Raw genomic sequence first — 26,022 nt, 5'->3', positions numbered from 1 at the left:
TTTATCAGACAGGCTGATGCTGACGTGACACTGACGCCAGAAAATGGTTTCTATACTTTTTTACGCAAGGGTTTGTACAAAATTAATGAATACATCTCGTCAGGGAGTTTATCTGGTTCTGCTGGCTGCGACGCTGTGGGGAAGTTCCGGGGTCAGTGCCCAGTACCTTTTCCGGTCTTATCCTCTGACTCCCGGCGCGGTCACCATGATCCGGCTACTGTTTTCCGGTCTGATCCTGACACTGCTGGGCCGGTTACAGGGCGGTCAGCCGGGGAAAATGTTTCGTGAACGGGCGACAGTAAGCAGGCTGATTATTTTTAGTCTGTTCGGGACGCTGATGATACAGCTCTCCTTCCTGGTCACTATAGAGAAGACCAATGCCGCGACCGCTACCATCTTACAGTTTCTGGCCCCTGTCGTACTGGTCCTGTACAACGTTGTTGTTCGCCGGAAATTACCGGGAGCAATGATTTGTATTGCAGTCATGACCTCACTGGCAGGCACCCTGTTAATGGCAACAAAGGGGCATCTGACATCATTACAGCTTTCTGTTTCTGGCCTGATGTGGGGATTGATTTCCGCCTGCGCGGCGGCGTTTAACGCCGGCTATTCTTCGGGCTTAATACGCCGTTTCGGTACATTGTCTGTCACTGGCGTCAGTATGCTGATAGCTGGTGCGGTTCTGGTACCCTTTTATCTGCCGGGCCTGGATCTGCATATGCTGGGCCTTTCCGGCGGGCTGGCGCTGGGTTATCTGATTCTGATCGGTACCGCACTGACTTTCAGTCTGTTCCTGAAAGGGGCTTATCTGACCGGAAGCCAGAATGCCAGTATTCTGAGTTGTGCGGAGCCGCTGAGCAGCGCTTTCCTGTCGGTGATATTGCTGGGCGTTCCTTTTGGCTTCCCCGAATGGATCGGCTCTCTGCTAATACTTTTCTCCGTGGTGCTTATCACTCTGGCCCCGGATCGCAACCGCTCAGCCCGGCGGTTAACCGAACTGTAAGCGCCAAAGATAGCGGGGGATTTCACCGACGGCAGAGACATGCGTAACACTCTTCCGGTGAATTTACGGGATATCTGTCCCCGGACGGCTTGTGCTGTGACCGGGCCTTGTGTCGTGGCCTGTCTTCCCCCGAAAACAGCCCTCCCCTGCGGGATCCCCCTGCCACCGGAGTCAGACCTCGGCAGGAAGATAAGCACCACGGTGGGTACGGAGATAAAATGCGTCTGCACACAGGGTAAGAGTCCGTCTGAAGGGTATCACTAAGGATTTTAATGCGGGCTGTCACCTGATACCCGGGGTGAGTGATTCAATGAATACTTACGAAATACATCCGCTGATCCGGCCGGTAATAACTCAGGACGGCTGGCTGAGCGGGTATCGGTGATTCAGTGAGTGTTCAGGGATTACAACCACGGCCCGAACGGACGACTGATACCGACGGGCAAAGCCGGGGTGGATAATAAACGGAATAACAAGGATATGAGTCCGCTCATCCTGCCGGTAATAACTCAGGACGGCTGGCTGAGCGGGTATCGGTGATTCAGTGAGTGTTCAGGGATTACAACCACGGCCCGAACGGACGACTGATACCGACGGGCAGAGCCGGGGTGGATAGTAAACGGAATAACAAGGATATGAGTCCGCTCATCCTGCCGGTAATAACTCAGGACGGCTGGCAGAGCGGGTATCAATGATTCAGTAAAGACCGGAGGAGTGGACGCCGGTGATAATACGGGGATGGCCTGCCAGGATCTCCCGGCAAGGCCATATCAGCGGGGCTCAATGCCAGACAGCGGTCTGCCTGGCCGGTATTCAGACTTCGATATCCGCTTTATCACCCCGTTCCTGCAACCAGTTACGACGGTCTTCAGAACGTTTCTTCGCCAGCAGCATATCCATAATCTTCAGGGTTTCCTCCCTGTCATTGTCATCGACAGAGAGCTGAACCAGCCGGCGGGTATTAGGGTCCAGTGTGGTTTCACGCAATTGCATCGGGTTCATTTCACCTAACCCTTTGAAGCGCTGAACATTCACTTTGCCTTTCTTGCGTTTCAGCTGTTCCAGCACACCGGCTTTCTCGTCTTCGTCCAGGGCATAGTAAACTTCTTTCCCCAAATCAATACGATACAATGGCGGCATCGCAACATAGACATGGCCGCCACGGACCAGTGCCGGAAAGTGACGGACAAACAATGCACACAACAAGGTAGCAATATGCAGTCCGTCGGAGTCCGCATCCGCCAGGATACAGATTTTGCCGTAACGCAGCAGGCTGAGGTCTTCACTGTCCGGATCCATCCCAATCGCCACAGAAATATCATGAACTTCCTGTGAAGCAAGGACCTCATCGGAAGAGACTTCCCAGGTATTCAGGATCTTCCCTTTCAGCGGCATAATCGCCTGATACTCACGATCCCGGGCCTGTTTAGCCGAACCGCCGGCGGAATCCCCTTCCACCAGAAACAGCTCGGTCTTATTCAGATCCTGGGCCGTGCAATCCGCAAGCTTGCCTGGCAGGGCCGGGCCGCTGGTGATCTTTTTGCGCACCACTTTTTTGGCGGCACGCATACGGCGCTGAGCACTACTGATGGCCATCTCTGCCAGTTGTTCCGCCTGCTGAACATTCTGGTTCAGCCACAGGCTAAAGGCATCCTTAACAATTGCCGAAACAAAGGCCGCAGACTGACGTGAAGAAAGGCGTTCTTTGGTCTGACCGGCAAACTGCGGATCCTGCATTTTGACCGATAACACATAAGCACAGCGATCCCAGATATCCTCGGCGGACAGTTTAACGCCACGCGGCAGGATATTGCGGTACTCACAGAAGTTGCGCATCGCATCCAGCAGTCCCTGACGCAGTCCGTTAACGTGCGTTCCGCCCTGCATTGTCGGGATCAGGTTAACGTAGCTCTCGGTCAGTAACTCTCCGCCTTCCGGTAGCCAGAGCAAGGCCCAGTCCACGGCTTCCGTATCGCCGGAAAATGTTCCGACAAACGGTTGTTCCGGTAAGGTGATCAGACCATCCACCGCCTCTTTCAGATAGTCGGTCAGACCGTCTTCATAACGCCAGCGTTGTTCCGTATTAGCCGCTTTATCCCGGAAGATAATCTCCACCCCGGGGCAGAGAACCGCTTTCGCTTTCAGCAGATGGGTCAGCCGGGTGACGGAAAAGCGCGGGCTGTCAAAAAATGAGGCGTCCGGCCAGAAGTGAACCCGTGTCCCGCTGTTACGGCGACCGACGGTGCCGACCACCTGTAAGTCTTCGACTTTTTCACCGTTTTCAAAGGCCATCGCGAAGACTTCACCGTTACGGCGAACAGAAACTTCAACACGGGTCGACAGTGCGTTCACCACCGAGATCCCGACCCCGTGTAATCCGCCGGAAAACTGGTAGTTTTTATTCGAGAACTTACCCCCGGCATGCAAACGACAGAAAATTAATTCAATCGCCGGCACCCCTTCTTCCGGGTGGATATCGACCGGCATCCCCCGGCCATCATCAATCACTTCCAGCGACTGATCCGCATGCAAAATCACTTCGACGCGTTTCGCATGCCCGGCCAGCGCTTCATCGATACTGTTATCAATGACTTCCTGTCCAAGATGGTTAGGACGCGCAGTATCCGTATACATGCCCGGTCGCCGACGGACAGGCTCAAGCCCGGTCAGTACCTCAATAGCATCCGCGTTATAACTTGATTGGGTCATTGTTCTCTTTTCGTTTTTTCTGAATTAGGTTGGTTCGCGCTGCAGTGTCAGTCGCAGGCTAATCCCAGGAAATCAATCAACTGTGGAAAATAGCGTTCAATACCGCGGAAGGCATGATCTCCCCCTTCCTCGACGGTCTGGCGGCAGGCTGAGTAATACGTCAGCGCCTGCCGGTAGTCGAGGACTTCATCGCCGGTCTGTAATAACAGCCATAAAAGATCCGGTGCGACCAGAGGGTCGACCTGCATCGCCTTCAGGTCATGGATATGGCGAGACTCTAACACATATTCCCGGCCCGTGTACGGGTTCCGGTTATCGCCCAGATAGTGTTGCAGCAGTTCAAATGGCCGGGTGGCGGGGTTGATCACCACCGCCGGCAGCATAAAACGCTGTGACAGCCAGGTGGCATAATACCCGCCAAGCGACGACCCCACAATGCCCGCAGGCTCTCCGGCAAATCCGGTGACCAGCTCATCCAGACTCCGGGCGGCGTTATCGGGATGATCCGGTAATTGTGGCGTGATCATGGTGATTTGCGGGTAATGTTGTTGCACCCATTGCTGCAGCAGGGTCGCTTTCACAGAACGGGGGGAACTGTTAAAACCATGCAGGTAAAGCAAAACAGACATGGACTAATATCCTTCAGATTCCAGATCGGGCAGGAAGTCGGTCGTTTTCAGCCGGTAAACAGCAGTCTCCATTTCACCGCCCGGTTTCAGGGTTAAGGTACGCCAGCCCGGGGCCAGAGCATCGATAGTAAAACCGCTGCAATGGGGCTTAAACTGGACACAGGTGGAAGGTGCAGAGAGCACCCGACGGCCCTTCCAGTCTTCATCCATTTCCTGATGGATATGCCCGCAAATCAGCGCCCTGACACGGGGATACCACTGCAGTACGGCATCCAGCTGATGGGAATTCCGCAGATTATGCTGGTCGAGCCAGCGGCATCCGGACGGCACAGGATGATGATGCAACAGAATAAGCGTATCCCGTTCCGGCGAACGGGATAGTGTCATCTCCAGCCATTCCAGCTGAAAATCACTGAGCATGCCATGGGGCACGCCATAGACCTGGCTATCGAGCAGCAGCATCTGCCAGTGATCCCCCAGCAGAACATGCCTGGACTGACTGATGCCTGCACTGGCCAGCGTATCATACATGGCTGGCTGAAAATCGTGATTCCCCGGCAACCACACACAGGGGGCGGGCAGCCTGCAAATCCCTTCCGCAAAATTCCGATAGGCCTGAATCGAATGGTCCTGAGCCAGGTCACCGGTAGCAATAATTAAATCAAAATGATCCTGCCGCTCAATAATCGCCTCTAATACCGCCTGGAAACCTGCCCAGGTATTGACGCCCAGCAAAGATTCGTGCCGGCCCTGAAACAGATGGGTATCCGTCAGTTGCAGCACGCGTATCTGTGAGTTATCGGCGATCCGGGGTATTAACACACTATCCAAGAGATATCCTTAGTGAGCACGCTATTATCGGGGAAGGTGTCGGATTTAACACATCGCTTCGGCCATCGTCCCTTGCAGCAGGCAGTAACGCAGCCACTCGGCAAGGAACTGGTTAATCTGATGCTTTTCATCACGCTGGTGTAATTTTTTATTCGGATAATCATAGCGCGCTTTAAAACGGTAGATCTGTTGCGTTGAACACACTTCCGCAACACGGGCGTCGTGATACAACCTGACAGACATCGCCGGCAGACTCCAGTAGCTGACGGCAGGGGCTGTCTGGCAAAGATTAATTCGGGTGGTGTAGCGCGTGGACTCTTCAACGGTCAGACGGTAACGGGCACCGTTAATCTGATACGTAATGCTCTCCCCTTCCCGCTCATCCCGGGGTAACAGTCGACGCAGTTGTGCATAGTTCGTCTCGTTGAGACGCATCATTTCAGGGAAATCGGGAGTGTAACGTTGAGTCATGTGGCCTTCCATTCTTCTTGTAGTCGTCTGTGATGCAGCTCCAGCCACTGTAGGGCAATCACTGTTGCTGCATTATCGATAATCCCCTTTTCTACCCATTGATAAGCCTGCTCCCTGCTCACCACCCGGACGAGAATATCCTCGTTCTCTTCTGCCAGCCCGTGAGATCCTTTCGCCGTCGAGGCATCGGCCTCACCTGCCAGTACAGTGATACGTTCACTGCTCCCGCCGGGGCTCGACAAATAATTTATCACAGGTTTCAGCCGGCCCAGCAGTAAACCGGCTTCTTCTTTTGCTTCACGCCGTGCCACCTGCTCATCCGATTCTCCCTCACCTATCATACCCGCCACTATCTCGAGGAGCCACGGGGTTTCACTGGTATCATAGGCCGGGATGCGGATCTGCTCTATCAGCACCACCTGGTCACGCCGGGGGTCATAAGGCAGAACGGCGACGGCGTGGCCCCGTTCCAGAACCTCACGTTCAATCACCGGACTCATCCCGCCGGAAAATAAACGATGGCGAAATCGATAGCTCGTTAAAGAAAAAAATCCTTTATACCGGCTTTCCCGTGTCATAATTTCTACATCGTGATGCCCGAAAGTGATGGGCGATTTTTTTATTTCCGTCATTGCGATACTCCTGATAACGTCTGATGACAACCCGGTATAACGTTATATACTGCAATTGTTACACCCCGTTGCAGGTATCTGTATGGCACTTATTTCGCGCTATCCAACCCGGATGGCACGTTAAGCCAACTTAACATGCCGTCTGACTCTGATAGAATCGCTGATTATTTTTTGGCACCCGACAGCACCATTTATGCAATTTCGCTGCAAAACAAGGAATGCAAATGAAAAAATTGCTCCCCGTCATTATTGGCATGAGCCTTGCCGGCTTCACACAGCTTAGCCAGGCAGAAGATCTTCTCCAGGTTTACCAGCAGGCCCGTACCTCTAACCCTGACCTGCGCAGTGCTGCTGCCGATCGTGATGCCGCGTTCGAAAAAATTAATGAATCACGCAGTCCTCTGTTACCTCAGTTAGGTCTGGGCGGCGATTACACATTTAATAGTGGTTATCGTGACAACAGTGGTATCCGCTCTAATACCGGCAGCGCGTCATTGCAGCTGACACAGACTATTTTTGATATGTCTAAATGGCGTGCGCTGACGTTACAGGAAAAAACGGCCGGTATTCAGGATGTCACTTATCAGGTTGCCCAACAGGATCTTATCCTGAATACAGCGACAGCCTATTTTAATGTGCTGAGTGCTATCGATACGCTCTCTTATACCGAAGCGCAGAAACAATCCATTTATCGCGAACTGGACCAAACGACGCAGCGTTTTAATGTCGGCCTGGTGGCGATTACGGATGTACAGAATGCCCGCGCACAATATGACAGTGTATTAGCCAACGAAGTCACTGCCCGTAATAATCTGGATAATAAGGTGGAAGCCTTACGTCAGGTGACCGGTAATGATTATTACGCGCTGGCGTCTCTGAATATTTCCCGTTTCAGCACCGAGAAGCCGGAAGCCGTGGGGGCATTACTGAAAGAAGCCGATAATCATAACCTGACCTTATTATCCGCGCGTCTTTCACAGGATCTGGCCCGTGAACAGATTAAATATGCCGAAACCGGCCATATGCCGACATTGGGGCTGACGGCATCGACCGGAATGTCTAACAGCAAGTACGATGGCTACCGCGCACACACCACGTCATCCACCCAGGACTCCATCGCCGGCACCACTCAGGTCGGACTGAGCCTTTCTATTCCGCTGTACAGCGGCGGCGCGGTCTCCTCTGAAGTAAAACAGGCTGAATACAGCTTTGTCAGCGCCAGTGAAAAACTGGAAAGCGCACACCGCTCTGCGGTACAGACCGTGCGTTCCTCGTTTAATAACGTTAATGCCTCCATCAGTAGCATTAATGCGTATAAACAGGCCGTCGTCTCTGCGAAAAGTTCTCTGGATGCGATGGAAGCCGGTTACCAGGTGGGGACCCGTACCATCGTCGATGTACTGGATGCCACCACCACCCTGTACAACGCCAGACAGCAGCTGTCAGATGCACGCTATAGTTATCTGATTAACCAGCTGAATATCAAGTATGCGCTGGGTACCCTGAATGAACAGGACCTGGCCGCGCTGAATGCTCAGTTGGGTAAAGACGTTTCGACATCCCCGGATACTGTTGCGCCTGAAAATGCGCAACAGGATGCCGCGGCGGATGGCAATGGCTCGGCGCCAGGCAGTGCTGCCGTCACCCCGGCCGCAGCCCGTCAGAACGTCGCATCACCCCGTGGTGGCAATCCTTTCCGCCACTAACGTTGATTTGCCGGGGGACAGCCCTGTTCCCCGGCGAAACGTATAACAACGTAAAGATCCCCGCACACTCCCTGCTTCTGCTTCATTTTCGACCAGCCATCCCCTATTCTTAGCCCTGATCTCTGGGTTCAGGAAAAATATAATGAAACGGACAAAAAACATACGTCATGCGGCCTTTCGTAAAGGCTGGCAACCCCGTCATCTGACACCGGTTGCGATGGCTATTTCTGCAGTATTTATGGTCACTGGCTGCGAGCAAAAAGACGAAAAAGTCTCAATGTATATGAATGCTGACCAGTGCAGTCAGGCAAATCCCGGTCAGAGCACACAATGTACCAGCGCTTATAACAGTGCCGCTAAAGAAGCCGCACGTACCGCCCCGAAATATGCCACCCGTGAAGATTGCGTCGCCGAATTTGGTGATAATCAGTGCCAGCAGGTGCCGGCAGCCGCCGGGACTGAAGCTCAGCACAGCAGCAGCCCCTGGATGCCGCTGATGGCCGGCTACATGATGGGACGGATGATGGGCGGAGGGATGGCTCAGCCGCTGTTCAGTCCGCGCAGTGCCACCAGCCCGGCCCGCGGACAATTTGTGGATGCTTCCGGCCGGAGCTACGGTCCGGCTGCGGGCGGACGCAGTGCGACCGTGCCGAAAAGCGCCATGACACCGAAACCGGCGACCACCACTACCATTACCCGGGGCGGTTTCGGCGAGTCCGTGGCCCGCCAGATGCCTATGCAACGTCACAGCGCTGCACCCGCTGCCCGCAGCGGCAGAACCTTCGGAGGCTGATGCCGGGTATGCAACGACAACGGATCACCGAACGTCCTGACTGGCGCAGAAAAGCCGAAGAATATGGCTTCAATTTCCATACGCTGTATGGCGAACCCTACTGGAGTGAAGAAGCCTGTTACCGTTTTACGCTGTCACAGATTGACTACCTGGAAGAAGTCACGGCAGAGCTGCACCAGATGTGTCTGCAGGCGGTCGACAGAGTCATACATAGCGAAACACTGCTGGATAAATTCCGCATACCGGCACATGTCCGCCCGTTTGTTGCCGATGCATGGAAAAGCCGGCAGCCATCGCTCTACTCCCGACTGGATCTGGCGTGGGGAGGCGAAGGTGATGCCAAACTGCTGGAAAATAATGCTGATACACCGACCTCGCTGTATGAAGCCGCTTTTTTCCAGTGGATCTGGCTGGAGGACCAGCTAGCGGCCGGGCAATTGCCCGCCGGCAGTGATCAGTTTAACAGCCTGCAGGAAAAACTGATTGAGCGTTTCCGTCAGTTACAACAGCATTCCGGCATACCTCTGCTGCACCTGAGCTGCTGTCGTGATACCGACGAAGACCGTGCAACAGTACAGTATTTGCAGGACTGCGCCAGTGCAGCAGGCGTTGATAATGATTTTCTGTACATTGATGATATCGGGCTGGGTGAAAAAGGTCAGTTTACCGATACCGGCGACAGAGTGATCAGTCATCTGTTCAAGCTCTATCCCTGGGAACATATGTTCAGGGAATCCTTCTCCATGAAACTGGCCGATGCCGGGGTTCGCTGGCTGGAACCGGCCTGGAAAAGTATTATCTCGAATAAAGCCATCCTGCCCTTGTTATGGGAGATGTTTCCCGGCCATCCGAACCTGTTACCGGCGTGGTTTGCTGAAGATAACCCGCCGCTGCCGGAGAAATATGTTATCAAACCCTTATTTTCGCGCGAGGGTGCTAACATCCGCATCATGGATAGTCAGGGCGAAATTGCCTGTGCCGGTGGCCCGTACGGCGAAGAAGGCTACATTATTCAGCAGTTTCACCCGCTCCCGAGGTTTGACGGCAATTACACCGTCATCGGTAGCTGGCTGATTGATGATGCGCCGGCGGGTATCGGGCTGAGGGAAGATAAGCAACTGATCACTCAGGATCTTTCCCGCTTTTACCCGCACTATTTCACCGGATAAGCTGATCGGAGAGAGGCAACCGGCGGGGATCCCGGCGATCCCCGCCATCGTAACGTTATTCCACCAGCACCGACAGCATACTCAGGGATCCCATCTCGATACCGTCGACCGGAACAGAGATCTTATCACCCGGCTGAAATGCGCCCAGAATATAAAGTAATGGCAGATAGTGTTCAGGAGTCGGGTTAGATAACGCCGCGCCTTCATGCTGCATAAAATTCACCAGCGGATGCTGAGACGGCTCGCCCTGCCAGTTCAGGTTCTCACGGACAAAATCATTAAAGGATTCTGCCCAGGGGTACACTTCATCCCCGCCTCCCCAACGCGCTTTCTGCAGGTTATGAACCACGTTTCCGCTCGAGACAATCATCACTCCCTGCTCACGTAAAGCAGCCAGCTTTTGTCCAAGCGCAAAGTGATAACTGGCCGGCTGGGTTCCGTCGATGCTTAATTGCACGACCGGGAGGGAGGCATCCGGATACATCTTAATCAGAACGCCCCATGACCCATGATCCAGCCCCCACTGCTGATCGAGAGCGACCGGGACCGGCGACAATAGCTCTGCCACTGTCCGCGCCAGTGCCGGAGCCCCCGGAGCATTGTACTGCGTATCAAACAATGCCTGCGGAAAGCCGCCGAAATCATGTATGGTGCGAGGCTGCTCCATAGCGGTTACCGCCGTACCACGGGTATACCAGTGGGCAGAAACCGCCAGTATGGCGTCGGGCCGGGGTAAGCGTTCCCCCAGTTCGCGCCAGCATTCGGTATAACGATTTTCTTCCAGTACATTCATCGGGCTGCCATGACCGAGAAACACCGCCGGCATACGTGAAGCTGTCATATATTTATTCCGCAATTCAGTTGGGCTAATGCATTACACGATACGCTTTCCCTCACGGATTACACCCTGATAACGGTGATGATCATTTTCAATGAATTTGAACAAAGACAGAGCCGGCGGGGGCGGCAAGCCATAAAAAAAAGCTGACGGGATGTCAGCTTTCAGGAGGAGCGGTGGCGGAATTAAACCGCCTGTCGGTTGTCGTGCACCTGACGCCAGGCAATCAGATCTTCGATAGTCACGACCGGCATATTATGTTGTTTTGCAAATTCAATGGCTTCCGGTGCCCGGGCCATCGTACCGTCATCGTTGGTCAGTTCACACAGCACACCCATCGGTTTAAACCCGGCAAGACGAACCAGATCGATCGTTGCTTCCGTATGGCCGCCACGGGAAAGCACTCCCCCTTCACGGGCGCGCAGCGGAAATACATGGCCGGGACGGTTCAGATCGGAAGGCCGGGCATCGTCGGCCACTGCCGCACGTACCGTCGTAATACGATCCTGTGCCGAAACGCCGGTGGTAACCCCCTGAGCCGCTTCGATAGTCACGGTGAACCCGGTCCCGTACGCGCTGGTATTATTATCCACCATCATCGGTAGATCCAGGTGACGGCGGCGTTCTTCGGTCAGGCACAGGCAGACGATACCGCTACCGTGACGAATGGTCAGCGCCATCTGCGCAACGCTCATTGTTTCTGCGGCAAAGATCATGTCCGCTTCATTTTCCCGGTTTTCATCGTCCAGCACCATAACGCCGCGCTGTTCCCGGAGTGCAGCCAGTGCACGTTCTACACGTTGTTCAGACGTGCCAAATTCAGAAAGAAGAGTCTGATTCATGGTAAAAATCCTTTGATTATCAACGTTACCAGAATCAGGGCAGCTTAGGAGGAATGTCAGCAAGACATAAAAAATAACGGCATGGACCCACCCGGGGCCATTGGACTATCGTTACCCTCTCCCATCCGGACTTTAACCGTCGGCCCCGGAATTACACCGGATCTGCTGACCTTCAGCCAGAGGCTGAAGCGCTCGCGGGCTTTCAGTAGACACTGATTTACCGCCGGTGGGGAATTTCGCCCCGCCCTGAGAATAAGCCAATTCACTATATCCCCAATCCGGAAAAACGGCAATCAGGAGAAAGACAAAAGCTATTAACATTTATTGCTTTTAATTTATGGTTTCCCGTTTACCGTTGAAGCATTACACTTAATCTTATCCGGGACAGCCACCGGCCCGCTTTCGGGCGCACATTACAGGAAACAGCCATGATAGATACGAAGAAAATTGAACAACTTGCCCGCCAGGTACATGACGCGATGCCGCAGGGGATCCGTACGCTGGGCGATGATGTCGAAAAGAAAATTCGTCAGGTATTACAGGCGCAACTGGGCCGGATGGACTTAGTGAACCGCGAAGAGTTCGATATCCAGACTCAGGTGCTGATGCGTACCCGTGAAAAACTGACTGCGCTGGAGCAACGTCTGGCCGCGCTGGAAAGTCAGAATACACCCGACGTTCCTGTGGTCGTGGCCGACGCTGACGCACAAGACAACAAACCGTCTGCGGCAGAATAAAAGAACGGGAGCCAGAGGCTCCCGTTTTTCAGTCCGTCAGCGGCCCGGTGTGGCTCAGGACTGGCGGCTTTTGATGGTATTAATGATATTAGTGGTGGAAATACCATCTTCAAAATTCAGGATCCGAACCTCACCGCCATTGGCTATGACCTCTTCGCCTCCGGCAACCTGCTCCGGCCGGTAGTCGCCCCCTTTGACCAGTAAGTCCGGTAAGATTTCGCTAATCAGGCGCTGAGGCGTATCTTCTTCAAACGCGACCACCCAGTCCACGGCTTCCAGCGCCCCCAGCACAATCATACGGTTCATCAGCGCATTGACCGGACGGCTTTCGCCTTTCAGACGACGGGTAGAGGCATCACTGTTGACTGCCACAATCAGTCTGTCGCCCAGCTTGCGTGCATGAGCCAGATAGGAGACATGGCCGGCATGCAGAATATCGAAGCAACCGTTGGTCATAACGACCTTCTCTCCGCGGGCCCGCGCCTGTGCAACCGCCTGTTTCAGTTGCTGTTCATCCATCACCCCGAACCCGCTTTCCGGACGGGCATGAATGGCATTTTCCAGTTCCAGCGGACTGACGGTCGAGGTGCCCAGCTTACCGACCACCACCCCTGCGGCGGCGTTGGCCAGGAAACAGGCATCTTCCAGGCTGCATCCCGCCGCCAGGGAAGCGGCCAGTACACCGATCACCGTATCACCGGCTCCGGTAACATCGTAAACTTCCTGCGCCAGTGTCGGTAAATGTACCGGATCTTTACCTGGCTGCAGCAGGGTCATCCCATGCTCTGAACGGGTCACCAGCAGCGCTGACAGTTCATATTTTTCCATCAGCGTCATACCGCGGCCGATAATTTCGGCTTCATCACGGCATTTTCCGACCACGGCTTCAAACTCTGACAGGTTCGGTGTCAGTAACGTTGCACCGCGATAACGTTCAAAATCGGTCCCTTTCGGGTCGATCAGCACCGGTACCCCGGCGTCACGGGCCAGACGGATCAGCGTTTGTACGTCAGACAGCGCCCCTTTCGCATAATCAGAAAGCACAACCGCGCCGACCTGATCCACAGACGCTGTCATACGCTGATGGATGGGCTGCGGGTCAATATCCCCAAAGCCTTCTTCAAAGTCGAGACGGATAAGTTGCTGATTACGCGACAGGATCCGTAATTTGGTAATGGTCGGATGGGTGCTGAGGCGGACAAAATCACAGCCAACCTGCACCTCTTCCAGCGTCCGGCATAAGGTGTCGGCCGCTTCGTCTTCTCCGGTCAGACCAATAATGCGTGAAGCCGTCCCGAGGGCCGCGATATTCATTGCGACGTTTGCCGCTCCGCCAGGCCGCTCTTCCACGGTTTCCACTTTAACCACCGGCACCGGTGCTTCAGGAGATATGCGTTGTGTCGGTCCGTACCAGTAACGATCCAGCATCACGTCACCAATCACCAGTACACCCGCACGGCCAAAATCAGGCAGCGTTACTTTCATTCAAACGACTCCAGACAGCAATTAACCAGACCAAAATTTTTGCCGATAATACCACAAACACCCTTCCGTGTTTGCTATCTGCAAGACCTAATCCGCTGACCCGACAAAACAGCCAGCAAAAACACTGCAGTTAAGGCAACAGAGACAGAAAAAAGTTGCCTGTACGACAGCGCGTGACAGGTTACGCCGGCTGTTCCAGCCAGTGGTGCCAGCTCTGCGCTACCGTTTGCCTCTGAGGCATAAACGCCTCCTCTGCCACCGTGGCAGGCAGGGATTGCAGCGCGAGGTGATGCAGCGCTTCCCGTAGCGAGACATAAGCCGCACTTAATTGCTCAGCTTCCTCCGCCGGCATAACGCCGTAGTGTGCCATCGCTTCAAAGATACGGATATTATCCGACCAGCGGGTCAGCGCCGGCTCACTGGCTGCCTGCCCCAGTACCAGATATTGAGCGATAAACTCAATATCGGTGATCCCGCCCTGGTCGGTTTTAATATCCCAGCGTTGCCTGACTTTACTGCCCAGGTGCTGACGCATTTTTTCACGCATCTCCCGCACCTCGTTCTGCAGCGCCGGCTGAGGCCGCGGCTGACAAAGCACTTCCCGGCGAATCTCATCAAAACAGGTCGCCAGCCGGGCATCACCGTAAACGATTCGGGCGCGGACCAGCGCCTGGTGCTCCCAGGTCCAGGCCTCTTCCAGCTGATATTGCCGGTAAGCACTGAACGTACTGACCAGCATACCGGCCGCGCCCGACGGACGCAGCCGGGCATCGACCTCGTACAGAATGCCCGACGCGGTGCGGGTACTGAATAAATGCATAATTTTCTGGGCCAGCCGCAGGTAGAACTGACGGCCATCGATGCTTCGCGCGCCATCAGTAACAGCCTCCTCCGGGCAGTCATGCAGAAAGACCAGATCCAGATCAGAGCTGTAACCCAGTTCAAGCCCGCCGAGCTTACCGTAACCGACCACCGCAAATCCCCGCTGCTGCATATCACTGAGATGGGAAGGCCGGCCATAACGCTGAACCATCATACCCCAGGCCTGCTGTACCACGGTTTCAAGGATCGCCTCAGCGAGCCAGCTCAGGTGATCACTGACTTTCATCACCGGTAAAGCGCCGGCAATATCGGCGGCGGCAATACGCAAATGCTGAGTCTGCTTAAACTGGCGCAGGGCTTCCAGTTGCTGCTCTTCATCATCCACCGGAATTCGCATCAGATACTGGCGTAATTCGTCACGATAAGCATTCGTGGCCATCGGCTGATACAGCGTCGCCGGGTCCAGCAATTCATCCAGTAATAACGGATAACGTGCCAGTTGATCCGCGACCATCGGAGAAGCGGCACATAAACGGATCAGGTGAGACAGCGCACCAGGATGTTCTGTCAGCAGTTCGAGATAGGTGCTTCGTGTCAGCACACCGCTGAGCAGGGGGAGCAGTCGCTGCAGCACCGTATCCGCCTGCGGACGCGGACAGAGTTCTGCCAGCAGGCGCGGCATCAGCTGGTCCAGCGCCAGGCGGCCGCGGGGGCCGATGGTACGGCGGTTAGCATCGTGACGGAAATGGTGTAAATGGTGTAATAATTGCTGACGTTGTGCGTCATCCAGCGCCGGGGTGAGCGGGGCCAGCTCTTCGCAGGTATATTCACCCAGCCACAACTCATTATAATCACCGGCCAGCGGTTGCCCGCCCGCATCGGGGATATCCTCGCCGATCAATGCGTCAAAGATAGCCCTTACCCGCGACATATGCTGATTCAGCACTGTGCGTAGCTGCGCCCAGTCAGACGTGCCCATCGCCCAGGCCAGCCTTTCCTGCTGCAGGGGATCCGCCGGCAATGTCTGCGTCTGCTGATCCCCGATACTCTGCAGCAGATTTTCCAGCCGGCGCAGCCAGAGGTAGGCGGCCCGCAATTGCGTCACCTCCTCTGCGGGTAACAGATGGAGCGTAGCAATAGCCTCCAGTGCCGCAAGCCAGGAACGTTGCTGGAGAGAACGCTCACGTCCGCCGCGGATCAGCTGAAACACCTGAACGATAAATTCGCACTCACGGATCCCTCCGGCGCCCAGCTTAATATTATCCGTCAGTCCCCGGCGACGCACCTCGCGGGCAATCATGCTTTTCATGGTCCGTAGCGACTGGATCACGCTGAAATCAATATAACGCCGGTAGATAAACGGACGCAGCATCTGCTGCAATTCCTGGTAGCCGTCGTCGTCCGCCTCTCCCATGATCCGCGCCTTCACCATGGCATACCGTTCCCAGTCCCGTCCCTGTTCCTGATAATAGTCCTCCATGGCCGCAAAACTCATGACTAACGGCCCGCTGTCGCCGAAAGGCCTCAGACGCATATCGACCCGATAGACGAACCCCTCGGGGGTTTGCTGATCCAGTAATTTGATCAGACGCTGCCCCATGCGGGTAAAAAACTGCGTATTGTCGAGTTCACGCCGGCCCCCGCGGGTCGTGCCGTTTTCAGGCCAGGTAAAAATCAGGTCGATATCTGACGAGAAATTCAGTTCGCCCCCTCCCAGCTTACCCATCCCCAGAATATACAGGGTCTGGGGCTTTCCTTCGGCGTTACAGGGCGTTCCCCATTCCTGGCAACACTGGCGGTACGTCCAGTCCCGCGCCGCAACAATCAATACCTCCGCCAGCTCACTGAGCTGACGCAGGCTTTGTTCCGTGGCGGCCAGAGAAAGTGCCTGCATCCAGGCAATACGTACCAGCATATGACGCCGGAATTCACGTAATACCTGCATGACCTTCGCTTCACTGTCTGCCGGCTGTAACGCTACGCTCAGCCAGGACGCATAGTGTTGCCATTCCTCCGCCTGAGGTGGCTGTTGCTGTATCTGCTGCCACCATCCGGGGTGCTGTTGTAAGCTTTCGCAGATAAAGTCACTGAATGCCAGGGCTGCGGCCGGTAAGGTCTCCGGCGGGAGTGGCGGATTCAGCGTCGCGGCCGCTTTACCGGCCAGATCCTGCAACAACGAAGGTAACGGCAACATACACTTTTCCTGTGATTTCTGTTGAAGGGCTGCCTGAACTTTGCAGCGATTATTCTCTGATTTTGGCCGCCTCATTGCCGTTCAGCCAGAAAGGGGCCTGCCGGTGAAGCGAGCGTAAGGTCCAGGGGAGATCATCGTACTGCTGTTCATTGATCTTTTTCAGTGCCAGCCACCAGGGGGCCAGCCACTCATCGACCGCCGCTATCGGGTAAGCACCGCACAGCAGACAGACAGCCAGTAACTGCTTATGGATTTTCAGGACTTTATCCTGATATTCAGACTCCTGATTAAATTCGGCGGTGATCTGTTTTAATTCCGCGAAAACCCGCCCCAGCATCACATCACAGAAGCGCTTAAACGAGCCTTCCATCTTTTTACGGTGCTTATCTTCCAGCAGCGCCTTCCACGGTTGTTCGATTAACCAGTGGGTCAGTATCAGTTGGGTCTGTGCAGAGACGGCAGAAAAACAGAGCGTTTCGGCAGAGATATCCCCGGTCATCGCCTGTTCCAGTGCCAGCAACTGTTCGCGTAACTGTCCCGTGGCCTTACGCGGAAGCATGCCACCGAACAAGGTAAACACCTCACGGATCGCCAGCAGGATTTCCCGGACCCGGGCGGCCGCCTTGCTATCACCGTTCAGCCAGAGTTCTTCGTGGTACTGCCATTCTGCCAGTAAGGTGGATAACATCGCCTGTAAGCCCTGCTCACAGTTCAGTTTCTTTTCCGACTGCAGACGCGGGAACGGGTGGACATCTTTTGGCGGATTCCCCTGAGCCAGATGGTAACCGCGGGCAGCTTTACTCAGGCTGCCCGGACGCAGACCTCCGTCACCCACCAGCTCAAAAGCAAACGCCATTAAATCGTGGCGCGTTCCCTGCTTCAGTTCCAGCTCGACTTCAAATAGCGGCACCTGCAGTTCATCGGCAATCACGGCTCCCTGATCGAACGCCACTTCGATTTCACTCTCCGCATAGGTGATAAGCCAGACTTCCCGGACAAAATCGGTCTGAAACAGCGGGTGCAGCTGTTGCTGTAATACATCGACGTCCGTGCCTTCCGGCCAGACATCCGCTGGCAGCAGACGGATGTCCAGGGCATTCGCGGTTAAGCTGACATTGTATTCCGGACGCTGATGCAAGCCGCCGAGCGTCTGTCCGCGGGTTTTCAGCGTCATCTCATACTGATTATCAATGCCACGGATGCGTAACCCCATATCCCAGCGACGCAGCTGGTTGTCCGGGGTTTCAAAATAGATGTTTGCTAACGTACGGGGGGCGAAATGCTGGCCCGGGCAGCCATTCAGGCGTTCTGCCAGACGGGTCACGGCTTCTTTACTGGCAATGAACTTTAATTCTGTTTCAATGGTCATAGGGTCTCTGAGTATCACAATTGCTATCAATTAACCGGAAAATTACTCCATCATCCAGAGTAATCGACTAAAGACTCAATGTCCTGGATTTGTTAGGCTTTACCATCGCCGAGAACAGGAAAGTTCTCATTTATATCTATCCGGCCCCTCTCCAGACTGTGGCATTGAACTAACCCCTATAATATGCAAAAACGACGTCGAATGAATAAAATTACACGTACTGGTATTTTTCTGCTGGCTTTCACCGGTCTTGCGCCGGTCGTCCATGCAGACACCACCCGCTATATTTCTGATGAGCTGTCCACCTGGGTCCGCAGCGGCCCCGGGGATCAATACCGTCTGGTCGGCAAGCTGAATGCCGGAGACCAGGTGACGTTGTTACAGACCAATCAGGATACCCACTACGCCGAAATTCGTGATGGCCAGGGCCGGACTAACTGGATCCCGCTGTCACAGCTAAGTGATTCCCCCAGCCTGCGGACCCAGGTCCCCCAGTTGCAGCAGCAGGTAAAAGTGCTGACCGATAAGCTGGCGAACATAGATAACAGCTGGAACCAGCGTACGGCAGATATGCAAAAGAAAGTGGCCGGCAGTGATGATGCCATTAATGCGCTGAAGCAGGAAAACCAGAATCTGAAAAATCAGCTGATCGTGGCACAGAAGAAAGTGAATGCCGCCAACGTTCAGTTAGATGATAAGCAACGTGCCATTATTATGCAGTGGTTTATGTATGGCGGCGGAGTGCTGGGGATCGGTCTGCTGCTCGGTCTGTTGCTGCCCCATATGATCCCGCGTCGCAAAAAAAGTGACCGCTGGATGCGCTAACCGCGACAGACTGATGCCTGCCGGGGATGCTGCCCCGGCAGGCGATTTCCGGCCAGTAATTTCCGAATTGTCCTGGTCCTGTATACTGTGACAGAAATACAGGGGTGATATAGGAGTTATGCCGTGAAAACTTATCTGGTCGGCGGTGCCGTCCGTGACGCTCTGCTGGGGCTACCGGTCAAGGATCGGGACTGGGTCGTGGTCGGCGCAAGCCCTGACATGCTTCTGGCACAGGGATATCAACAGGCCGGACGCGATTTCCCGGTATTCCTCCACCCGGTCAGCCATGAAGAATATGCACTGGCACGTACCGAACGCAAAGCCGGTCATGGTTATACCGGCTTCACTACCCGCTTTTCCCCGGATGTGACGCTGGAAGACGATTTACAACGCCGGGACCTGACCATCAATGCGATGGCCAGGGACAGCGACGGACAGATTATCGACCCCTGGCAGGGCCGGCAGGATCTGCAACACCGCCTGCTGCGTCATGTATCTCCCGCCTTTATCGATGACCCGTTACGGGTTCTGAGGGTCGCCCGTTTTGCGGCCCGTTTCTCGGCGCAGGGGTTCACCATCGCCCCTGAGACGCTCGCACTGATGCAACAGTTATCTGCCAGTGGTGAACTGGCTCACCTGACCCCGGAAAGGGTGTGGAAAGAGACCGAAAAGGTGCTCTGCGGCCCCGCACCGGAGGTCTATTTTCAGGTATTACGTGACTGTGGTGCTCTGCAGGTATTATTCCCGGAACTGGATAATCTGTTCGGCGTCCCTGCGCCGGCTAAATGGCATCCTGAAATAGACACCGGCATTCACAGCCTGATGACGCTGGCCATGGCCGCGTCATTAACCGATGACCCCGCCGTGCGTTTTGCCGCGCTGTTCCACGATGCCGGTAAAGCCCTGACCCCGCCGGCCCTCTGGCCGTCACACCCGGGTCATGGTGTGGCAGGACTGCCGCTGATCAGCGCACTGTGCCAGCGCCTGAAGGTCCCGAACCATTACCGGGATCTTGCGCTACTGATCACTGAATTTCACGATGTACTGCACACGATTGAGCGTCAGCCGGCAGAGAAGATTATCGGTTTGTTTGACAGTATCGACAGCTGGCGCAAACCCGAACGCATTCTGCAACTGACGCTCGCCAGTGAAGCCGATGCCCGCGGCCGGGCAGGCTTAAGCGCTAACCCTTACCCGCAGGGAGCTTTTGTCAGAAAGATGTATGAAATTGCCGCCGCCGTGCCGGTCGCAGCGATTGTTCAGGCAGGATTTAAAGGGCCGGAGATACGTCAGGAACTGACCCGCAAACGGACGGAGGCGTTGGTCCCGTACTGCCAGCCGCTAGCGTAAGAGTGACAAGCCGCCCGGCCACACATTCTGTGACCGGGCGGCTGCGTCATTGCCGGATTAGCTAAAAACAGCAAACACGACTGCTGCCAGGATAAAACGGTAAATCGCAAAAGGGATAAATGACATCCGCTTGATCACGCCGAGGAAGGTCTTTATCGCCACCAGCGCAACGATAAAGGCCATGATAAATCCGGTGGCGAACATCGGCACGTCACTGACCGTCAGGAAGCTCAGGCTTTTATATAAATCCAGCGCGGTTGCTCCCATCATCATCGGAACCGCCAGCAGGAATGAAAATTCTGAGGCAGCAAAACGACTGACGCCCATCAGCATCCCCCCGGAGATCGTGGCGCCTGAACGCGAAAATCCTGGCCAGAGCGCAAGGCACTGAAACAGACCGATCATAAATGCCTGCCGGTAGGTGATATCATCCAGACCGACGGCTTTCGGTTGTGCCGGTTTCAGTTTTTCGGCCAGAATCAGTAACACCCCGCCGGCGACCAGCGCATACATCACATTCATCGGCGTAAATAACGCTTTAATTTTGTCATGCAGGATCAGACCGAGCACTACCGCAGGGATCATCCCCAGTAAAATATGGATCAGCGTCAGATGTCCCTGACCTTTACCTTCATGGGGAACCTGACCAAACCGGATACCTATCAGGCCAAACAACCGCCGCCAGAACATGACGACCACGGCCAGAATCGACCCCAACTGGATCACTACTTCAAAAGTTTCGGCGGTTTTATCTTCAAATCCCAGCAAATGACCGACGATGATCATATGCCCGGTTGATGATACCGGTAAAAACTCTGTTAACCCTTCCACTATGCCCAAAATTGCGGCAACGAACAGGTGATGCATATCTGCCATCCCGGACTACCCTCTTTTTTTTATTCCACCCTGTAAATACCATCCATTACCGTCTGAAATCAGACGGTAAATCACGGCCAATGCCAGGAACAACGGTGACGAGCGGGCTGAATTACCGCATCGCAACAGATGAACCAGACTTATGACATCTGTACTGTGGTTGGGTTTCATTAAGATGGCAATCACCGGAAGAGTATTACCGTTTATTTCGGAATATTACCTCGTTCAATACGGACGCCAACCTGAGCTGCCTGCGCCACCGCACCCGGTTTACTCACTTTGATCCTGACGCCTTCCAGCCCGAAACGCTGCATCAGCAAGCCGGCGATCTCTTCCGCCACCCGCTCCACCAGGGCAAAACGCTGTCCCTGTAAATGGTGAAGCACTGCTTCAGAAACATCGGCATAGCTCAGACAATCGGCGACATCATCGCTGGCTGCCGCTTTACGGTTATCCCAGGCCATTTCAATATCCAGCAACAATTTTTGCTGGATAGTCTGTTCCCAGTCATAAGCCCCGATGGTGGTAAATACCGTCAGTTGCTCAATAAAAACTATATCCATAGTGACACTCTCTGTATTTTTGCCGTGAACCGATACCACTTCCGATACTTTATGCGTATTATCCTCTGTCAGCGACCAGGATAACGGACAAGGTATTAGAGGGTATTATGACAGTAATTGCCGCAGGAATGATCCTTTTTGCCTATCTTTGTGGCTCCGTTTCAGGAGCAATACTGCTGTGCAAAATATGCGGATATCCTGACCCGAGGACCCGGGGTTCCGGTAATCCGGGCGCGACCAATATTCTGCGCGTTGGCGGTAAGCTTGCGGCGGTCGCGGTGCTGTTATTTGATGTTTTAAAAGGTATGTTACCGGTCTGGCTGGCCTATGCGCTGCACGTGTCGCCGTTCTTTCTGGGTCTGACGGCCATCGCTGCCTGTCTGGGACATATCTATCCGTTATTTTTTCATTTTCGTGGCGGTAAAGGCGTTGCCACCGCGCTGGGCGCCATCGCCCCTATCGGCTGGGATCTGACGGGGCTGATGATGGGGACGTGGCTGCTGACCGTGCTGCTTAGCGGGTATTCTTCGCTGGGCGCGATTATCAGTGCGCTGATTGCACCGTTTTATGTGTGGTGGTTTAAACCGCAGTTTACTTTTCCGGTCTCGATGCTGTCCTGTCTTATCCTGCTGCGCCACCATGACAACATACAGCGCCTGTGGCGCGGCCTGGAACCGAGACTCTGGAAACGCAGAGGCAAACGCCGGAAATCAGAATAACGCAATTCTGACCTCCGGTGATACCCGCCCTCAGGACGGGCAATCGCCAGGTTACTGGTTGAGCGGCGGCAGTTCTGCTAATGGCCAGCGGGGACGAACCGTGATCCCCAAATCACTCTCTGTACCGCCTTTAAAACGCACCATTCCGGCATAGGCTATCATGGCACCATTATCGGTACAGAACGCCGGACGGGCATAGAAAACCTCTCCCCCCAGTTGCTGCATCATTTCCGCCATCCGGCTGCGTAAGGTGCGATTAGCACTGACGCCACCGGCAATCACCAGCCGCCGGAAACCGGTCTGCTGCAGCGCCCTTTTACACTTAATCATCAGCGTATCCACCACAGCATCCTCAAAGGCTCTGGCGATATCTGCACGCGTCTGTGCATCGTCGTCATGGTTACGGATGGTGTTTGCGGCAAACGTCTTCAGTCCGGAGAAGCTGAAATCCAGTCCCGGACGGTCGGTCATCGGCCTCGGGAAGGTAAAACGACCGGCCACGCCCTGCATAGCCATTTTAGATAACAGCGGACCGCCAGGGTAATCCAGGCCCAGCAGTTTTGCCGTTTTATCAAAAGCCTCTCCGGCGGCATCATCAATAGACTCGCCCAGTAACCGGTACTCACCGATGCCGGTGACACTGATAAGCTGGGTATGTCCGCCGGAGACCAGTAAAGCGACGAACGGGAATTCCGGGGGATTCTCTTCCAGCATCGGTGCCAGCAAGTGACCTTCCATATGATGGACAGGGACAGCCGGGACCTGCCAGGCAAACGCCAGCGAACGTCCGACCGTTGCCCCGACCATCAGGGCGCCCACCAGTCCGGGGCCGGCCGTGTAGGCGACCGCATCGATGTCTTCCGGGGCCAGCCCGGCTTCCGCCAGGGCCGCCTGGATTAACGGCACGGTTTTACGCACATGATCCCGGGAGGCCAGCTCCGGCACAACACCGCCGTAATCCGCATGTAAACTTACCTGACTATACAACTGGTTAGCCAGCAGACCGGATTCATCGTCATAAATTGCAATTCCGGTTTCATCGCAAGACGTTTCTATACCCAAAACTCGCATCACACTCACCTCTGATTTCGCTGCAGGAGTGTACCACAGGAGATAATTCAGACCTACGCTGCACGATTTCATTAAAAACATTTTTTACCGGCCAAAGAATAGGCTATACTTCGCGGTCTGAAAAAACCGGCAGCCGCAGCGCAGAGTGCTCGTTGGTTTGAAATTGTTCATGGTGCTTTACAAGTCAGCCTACGCTGGAGTAAAATACTGCACCATTTTGAAATAAGCTGGCGCTGCAGCCAGCTGCAAAAACCGAATTTTATCGAGGTGAGAGTTACATGCCGGTAATCAAAGTACGTGAAAACGAGCCTTTCGACGTTGCACTGCGTCGCTTCAAACGTTCATGCGAAAAAGCAGGCGTTCTGGCTGAAGTGCGTCGTCGTGAGTTTTATGAAAAACCAACGACCGAACGCAAACGCGCTAAAGCATCTGCTGTTAAGCGTCATGCCAAGAAACTGGCTCGCGAAAACGCACGCCGTACTCGTCTGTACTAATTTCTTCGGGAGCCCGCTCCCTTGCGTGTTAAACGCAGACTGAGTTAAGTGAAAGGCCGTGCTTTCCGAAAGGAAGCGCGGCTTGTTGCCGTTTATGAGCTAAAGATCCGGAGCCTATGGCTGGGAAAATACCGCGTATATTTATCAATGACTTGCTTGCACGCACAGATATCGTGGATCTGATCGATGCCCGTGTGAAGTTAAAAAAGCAAGGCAAAAACTATCACGCCTGTTGCCCTTTCCATAACGAAAAAACACCGTCCTTTACCGTTAACGGCGACAAACAGTTTTACCACTGTTTTGGCTGTGGTGCCCATGGTAATGCTATCGACTTTCTGATGAATTTCGACCGTCTGGAATTCGTTGAAACCATCGAAGAACTCGCCACCATGAACGGACTGGAAGTCCCTTATGAAAGTGGCAGCGGTGATAGCCCCCTGGAACGCCATCAGCGTCAGAGTCTTTATCAACTGATGGATGGCCTGAATAGCTTCTATCAGACATCGCTGACCGGTCAGACGGCCGAACCCGCACGCCAGTATATTCAAAGCCGTGGGTTAAGCCAGCAGGTCATCGACCACTTTTCGATAGGTTATGCTCCGCCGGGCTGGGATAATGCCCTGAAGCGTTTCGGAAAACAGCAGGAGGACAAACAGTCCCTGACTGAAGCCGGAATGCTCATCACCAATGATAATGGCCGGAGTTACGATCGTTTCCGTGACAGGATCATGTTCCCTATCCGCGACAAACGCGGCAGAGTCATTGGGTTTGGCGGCCGGGTACTGGGGAATGATACCCCGAAATACCTGAACTCACCTGAAACACCGATTTTCCATAAAGGGCGCCAGCTATACGGCCTTTATGAAGTCACCCGTCAGCATCCGCAGCCCGAAAAACTGCTGGTCGTTGAAGGATATATGGATGTGGTCGCGCTGGCACAGTTTGGTATCGATTATGCCGTTGCCTCGTTAGGCACCTCAACGACCAGCGAACACATCCAGTTATTATTCAGAAATACCGATACCGTGATCTGTTGCTACGACGGAGACCGGGCAGGCCGCGATGCGGCATGGCGGGCCCTGGAAACTGCCCTGCCCTATATGACCGATGGGCGGGAACTGCGTTTTATGTTCCTGCCGGACGGGGAAGACCCGGATACACTGGTACGTAAAGAAGGCAAAAACGCCTTTGAACAGCGGATGGTTCAGGCCGTGCCGCTGTCAGACTTTTTATTTGAAAGTTTACTGCCTCAGACCGACTTAAGCAGTCGGGAAGGGAAAGCGAGACTGAGCACGCTGGCACTGCCGCTGATCAGTCAGATCCCCGGCGAGACCTTGCGGATTTATCTGCGTCAGGTGTTAGGCAATAAACTGGGCATTCTGGATGACCGGCAGCTGGAGAAGCTGTTACCGGCACAGGCTGAGCATAAAACCACCCCCGCGGGTCCGGCCATGAAGCGGACCACCATGCGGATACTGGTTGCCCTGTTATTGCAGCATCCTGAACTTGCCGCACAGGTACCCTCACTTGACGGACTGATGGACACCGGGATTGCCGGACTCCCTCTGTTCGCGGAACTGGTACAACGTTGCAACGAGCAACCGGGGATGACGACCGCCCAGCTGCTGGAAAGCTATCGGGATACAAAAACCGGCCAGTCCCTTGAAACTCTGGCTATCTGGAACCACATGATAGTGGATGATGAAGTGGAAGCCGTCTTCAGCGATTCACTGGCAAGTATCTATGACTCGGCCCTGGAACAACGCCTTGAGCAGCTAATTGCCCATGACCGCACCCGCGGACTGAACAGTGAAGAGCGCCGGGAATTACAGTCGCTGCTGACCGCTCTGGCGAAAAAATAGTATTTAGCAGGTTCGCCCCCGGCGGATCTGCG

General features: G+C 54.5%; 23 protein-coding genes and 1 riboswitch. Of the genes, 10 read left to right on the top strand and 13 right to left on the bottom strand.

Translation table 11 applies throughout. The features are described from left to right. The first annotated feature begins 85 nt into the window (after positions 1-85). Complete coding sequence (locus tag ABD035_RS08425) at positions 86-1,003, top strand: DMT family transporter (protein ID WP_343869321.1); 918 nt, start codon at positions 86-88, stop codon at positions 1,001-1,003. Between the two features lie 813 nt (positions 1,004-1,816). On the opposite strand, the gene parE is transcribed toward ABD035_RS08425, so the two are convergent. Genes parE through nudF form a run of 5 tightly spaced genes read right to left on the bottom strand, consistent with a single transcriptional unit; the run spans position 1,817 to position 6,275 of the window. Further along, positions 1,817-3,712 (bottom strand): DNA topoisomerase IV subunit B, encoded by a 1,896-nt coding sequence (parE, locus tag ABD035_RS08420; RefSeq protein WP_212714438.1) that lies wholly within the window; start codon positions 3,710-3,712, stop codon positions 1,817-1,819. A gap of 47 nt (positions 3,713-3,759) precedes the next feature. Next, positions 3,760-4,341: an esterase YqiA gene (yqiA, locus tag ABD035_RS08415; protein WP_212714437.1), complete on the bottom strand. Its 582-nt coding sequence runs from the start codon at positions 4,339-4,341 to the stop codon at positions 3,760-3,762. A 3-nt stretch (positions 4,342-4,344) separates the two neighbouring features. Then, positions 4,345-5,172 (bottom strand): 3',5'-cyclic-AMP phosphodiesterase, encoded by an 828-nt coding sequence (gene cpdA / locus ABD035_RS08410; RefSeq protein WP_343869319.1) that lies wholly within the window; start codon positions 5,170-5,172, stop codon positions 4,345-4,347. Between the two features lie 45 nt (positions 5,173-5,217). Further along, the gene (locus ABD035_RS08405; RefSeq protein ID WP_212714435.1) at positions 5,218-5,643 is read right to left on the bottom strand and encodes a DUF1249 family protein; all 426 of its coding nucleotides are present in this window, start codon (positions 5,641-5,643) and stop codon (positions 5,218-5,220) included. Further along, entirely contained in the window at positions 5,640-6,275 is a 636-nt protein-coding gene (gene nudF / locus ABD035_RS08400; protein WP_343869317.1) for an ADP-ribose diphosphatase, read from the bottom strand. Before nudF ends, ABD035_RS08405 begins: the two co-directional genes overlap by 4 nt. Positions 6,276-6,499: 224 nt before the next feature. On the opposite strand from nudF, the gene tolC reads away from it, so the two are divergent. The 3 genes from tolC to ABD035_RS08385 all read left to right on the top strand — a co-directional run bounded on the left by tolC (position 6,500) and on the right by ABD035_RS08385 (position 9,943). Then, positions 6,500-7,981 (top strand): outer membrane channel protein TolC, encoded by a 1,482-nt coding sequence (gene tolC / locus ABD035_RS08395; protein WP_343869315.1) that lies wholly within the window; start codon positions 6,500-6,502, stop codon positions 7,979-7,981. Positions 7,982-8,123: 142 nt separating this feature from the next. Next, entirely contained in the window at positions 8,124-8,774 is a 651-nt protein-coding gene (locus tag ABD035_RS08390) for a DUF1190 family protein (RefSeq protein ID WP_212714432.1), read from the top strand. Between the two features lie 8 nt (positions 8,775-8,782). Further along, positions 8,783-9,943: a glutathionylspermidine synthase family protein gene (locus tag ABD035_RS08385; RefSeq protein ID WP_343869312.1), complete on the top strand. Its 1,161-nt coding sequence runs from the start codon at positions 8,783-8,785 to the stop codon at positions 9,941-9,943. 55 nt (positions 9,944-9,998) lie between these two features. Here ABD035_RS08385 and ygiD read toward each other — a convergent pair whose 3' ends face one another. Together ygiD and ribB are read right to left on the bottom strand one after the other, a co-directional pair. Then, on the bottom strand, positions 9,999-10,784 hold the full coding sequence (ygiD, locus tag ABD035_RS08380) for a 4,5-DOPA-extradiol-dioxygenase (protein ID WP_343869310.1): 786 nt from the start codon (positions 10,782-10,784) through the stop codon (positions 9,999-10,001). 182 nt (positions 10,785-10,966) lie between these two features. Then, positions 10,967-11,623: a 3,4-dihydroxy-2-butanone-4-phosphate synthase gene (gene ribB, locus ABD035_RS08375; RefSeq protein ID WP_212714429.1), complete on the bottom strand. Its 657-nt coding sequence runs from the start codon at positions 11,621-11,623 to the stop codon at positions 10,967-10,969. Between the two features lie 109 nt (positions 11,624-11,732). After that, a riboswitch (FMN riboswitch) is annotated at positions 11,733-11,881 on the bottom strand. Between the two features lie 170 nt (positions 11,882-12,051). On the opposite strand from ribB, the gene ubiK reads away from it, so the two are divergent. Then, complete coding sequence (gene ubiK, locus ABD035_RS08370) at positions 12,052-12,360, top strand: ubiquinone biosynthesis accessory factor UbiK (protein ID WP_212714428.1); 309 nt, start codon at positions 12,052-12,054, stop codon at positions 12,358-12,360. 54 nt (positions 12,361-12,414) lie between these two features. Here the strand turns inward: ubiK and hldE are convergent, their stop codons facing one another. The 3 genes from hldE to ABD035_RS08355 all read right to left on the bottom strand — a co-directional run bounded on the left by hldE (position 12,415) and on the right by ABD035_RS08355 (position 18,230). Next, on the bottom strand, positions 12,415-13,845 hold the full coding sequence (gene hldE / locus ABD035_RS08365; protein WP_343869306.1) for a bifunctional D-glycero-beta-D-manno-heptose-7-phosphate kinase/D-glycero-beta-D-manno-heptose 1-phosphate adenylyltransferase HldE: 1,431 nt from the start codon (positions 13,843-13,845) through the stop codon (positions 12,415-12,417). A gap of 181 nt (positions 13,846-14,026) precedes the next feature. After that, positions 14,027-16,861: a bifunctional [glutamate--ammonia ligase]-adenylyl-L-tyrosine phosphorylase/[glutamate--ammonia-ligase] adenylyltransferase gene (glnE, locus tag ABD035_RS08360; RefSeq protein WP_343869303.1), complete on the bottom strand. Its 2,835-nt coding sequence runs from the start codon at positions 16,859-16,861 to the stop codon at positions 14,027-14,029. A gap of 49 nt (positions 16,862-16,910) precedes the next feature. Continuing rightward, the gene (locus ABD035_RS08355; RefSeq protein WP_343869300.1) at positions 16,911-18,230 is read right to left on the bottom strand and encodes a CYTH domain-containing protein; all 1,320 of its coding nucleotides are present in this window, start codon (positions 18,228-18,230) and stop codon (positions 16,911-16,913) included. Positions 18,231-18,431: 201 nt separating this feature from the next. Here ABD035_RS08355 and ABD035_RS08350 point away from each other — a divergent pair, with 201 nt between their 5' ends. Together ABD035_RS08350 and ABD035_RS08345 are read left to right on the top strand one after the other, a co-directional pair. Then, the gene (locus ABD035_RS08350; RefSeq protein ID WP_212715023.1) at positions 18,432-19,055 is read left to right on the top strand and encodes a TIGR04211 family SH3 domain-containing protein; all 624 of its coding nucleotides are present in this window, start codon (positions 18,432-18,434) and stop codon (positions 19,053-19,055) included. 123 nt (positions 19,056-19,178) lie between these two features. Beyond that, positions 19,179-20,405 (top strand): multifunctional CCA addition/repair protein, encoded by a 1,227-nt coding sequence (locus ABD035_RS08345; protein WP_343869297.1) that lies wholly within the window; start codon positions 19,179-19,181, stop codon positions 20,403-20,405. Positions 20,406-20,462: 57 nt separating this feature from the next. Here ABD035_RS08345 and bacA read toward each other — a convergent pair whose 3' ends face one another. Next, positions 20,463-21,281, bottom strand: coding sequence for an undecaprenyl-diphosphate phosphatase (gene bacA / locus ABD035_RS08340; RefSeq protein WP_212715021.1), 819 nt, complete (start codon positions 21,279-21,281; stop codon positions 20,463-20,465). 203 nt (positions 21,282-21,484) lie between these two features. Then, positions 21,485-21,844 (bottom strand): bifunctional dihydroneopterin aldolase/7,8-dihydroneopterin epimerase, encoded by a 360-nt coding sequence (gene folB / locus ABD035_RS08335; protein ID WP_212715020.1) that lies wholly within the window; start codon positions 21,842-21,844, stop codon positions 21,485-21,487. A 107-nt stretch (positions 21,845-21,951) separates the two neighbouring features. On the opposite strand from folB, the gene plsY reads away from it, so the two are divergent. After that, complete coding sequence (gene plsY / locus ABD035_RS08330) at positions 21,952-22,563, top strand: glycerol-3-phosphate 1-O-acyltransferase PlsY (RefSeq protein WP_343869294.1); 612 nt, start codon at positions 21,952-21,954, stop codon at positions 22,561-22,563. A gap of 51 nt (positions 22,564-22,614) precedes the next feature. On the opposite strand, the gene tsaD is transcribed toward plsY, so the two are convergent. Then, a complete protein-coding gene (gene tsaD, locus ABD035_RS08325; protein WP_212715018.1) occupies positions 22,615-23,634 on the bottom strand; it encodes a tRNA (adenosine(37)-N6)-threonylcarbamoyltransferase complex transferase subunit TsaD in 1,020 nt (339 codons plus the stop codon). A gap of 278 nt (positions 23,635-23,912) precedes the next feature. Here tsaD and rpsU point away from each other — a divergent pair, with 278 nt between their 5' ends. Further along, complete coding sequence (gene rpsU, locus ABD035_RS08320; RefSeq protein WP_001144069.1) at positions 23,913-24,128, top strand: 30S ribosomal protein S21; 216 nt, start codon at positions 23,913-23,915, stop codon at positions 24,126-24,128. 116 nt (positions 24,129-24,244) lie between these two features. Continuing rightward, on the top strand, positions 24,245-25,990 hold the full coding sequence (gene dnaG, locus ABD035_RS08315; RefSeq protein WP_212715017.1) for a DNA primase: 1,746 nt from the start codon (positions 24,245-24,247) through the stop codon (positions 25,988-25,990). Positions 25,991-26,022: the final 32 nt, after the last annotated feature.

Origin of the sequence: Tatumella terrea (assembly GCF_039523755.1) — a bacterium.
Classification (GTDB): Bacteria; Pseudomonadota; Gammaproteobacteria; order Enterobacterales; family Enterobacteriaceae; genus Tatumella; species Tatumella terrea.
The sequence above is the reverse complement of the archived record's forward strand: the minus strand, read 5'-3'. Positions and strand labels throughout refer to the sequence as shown.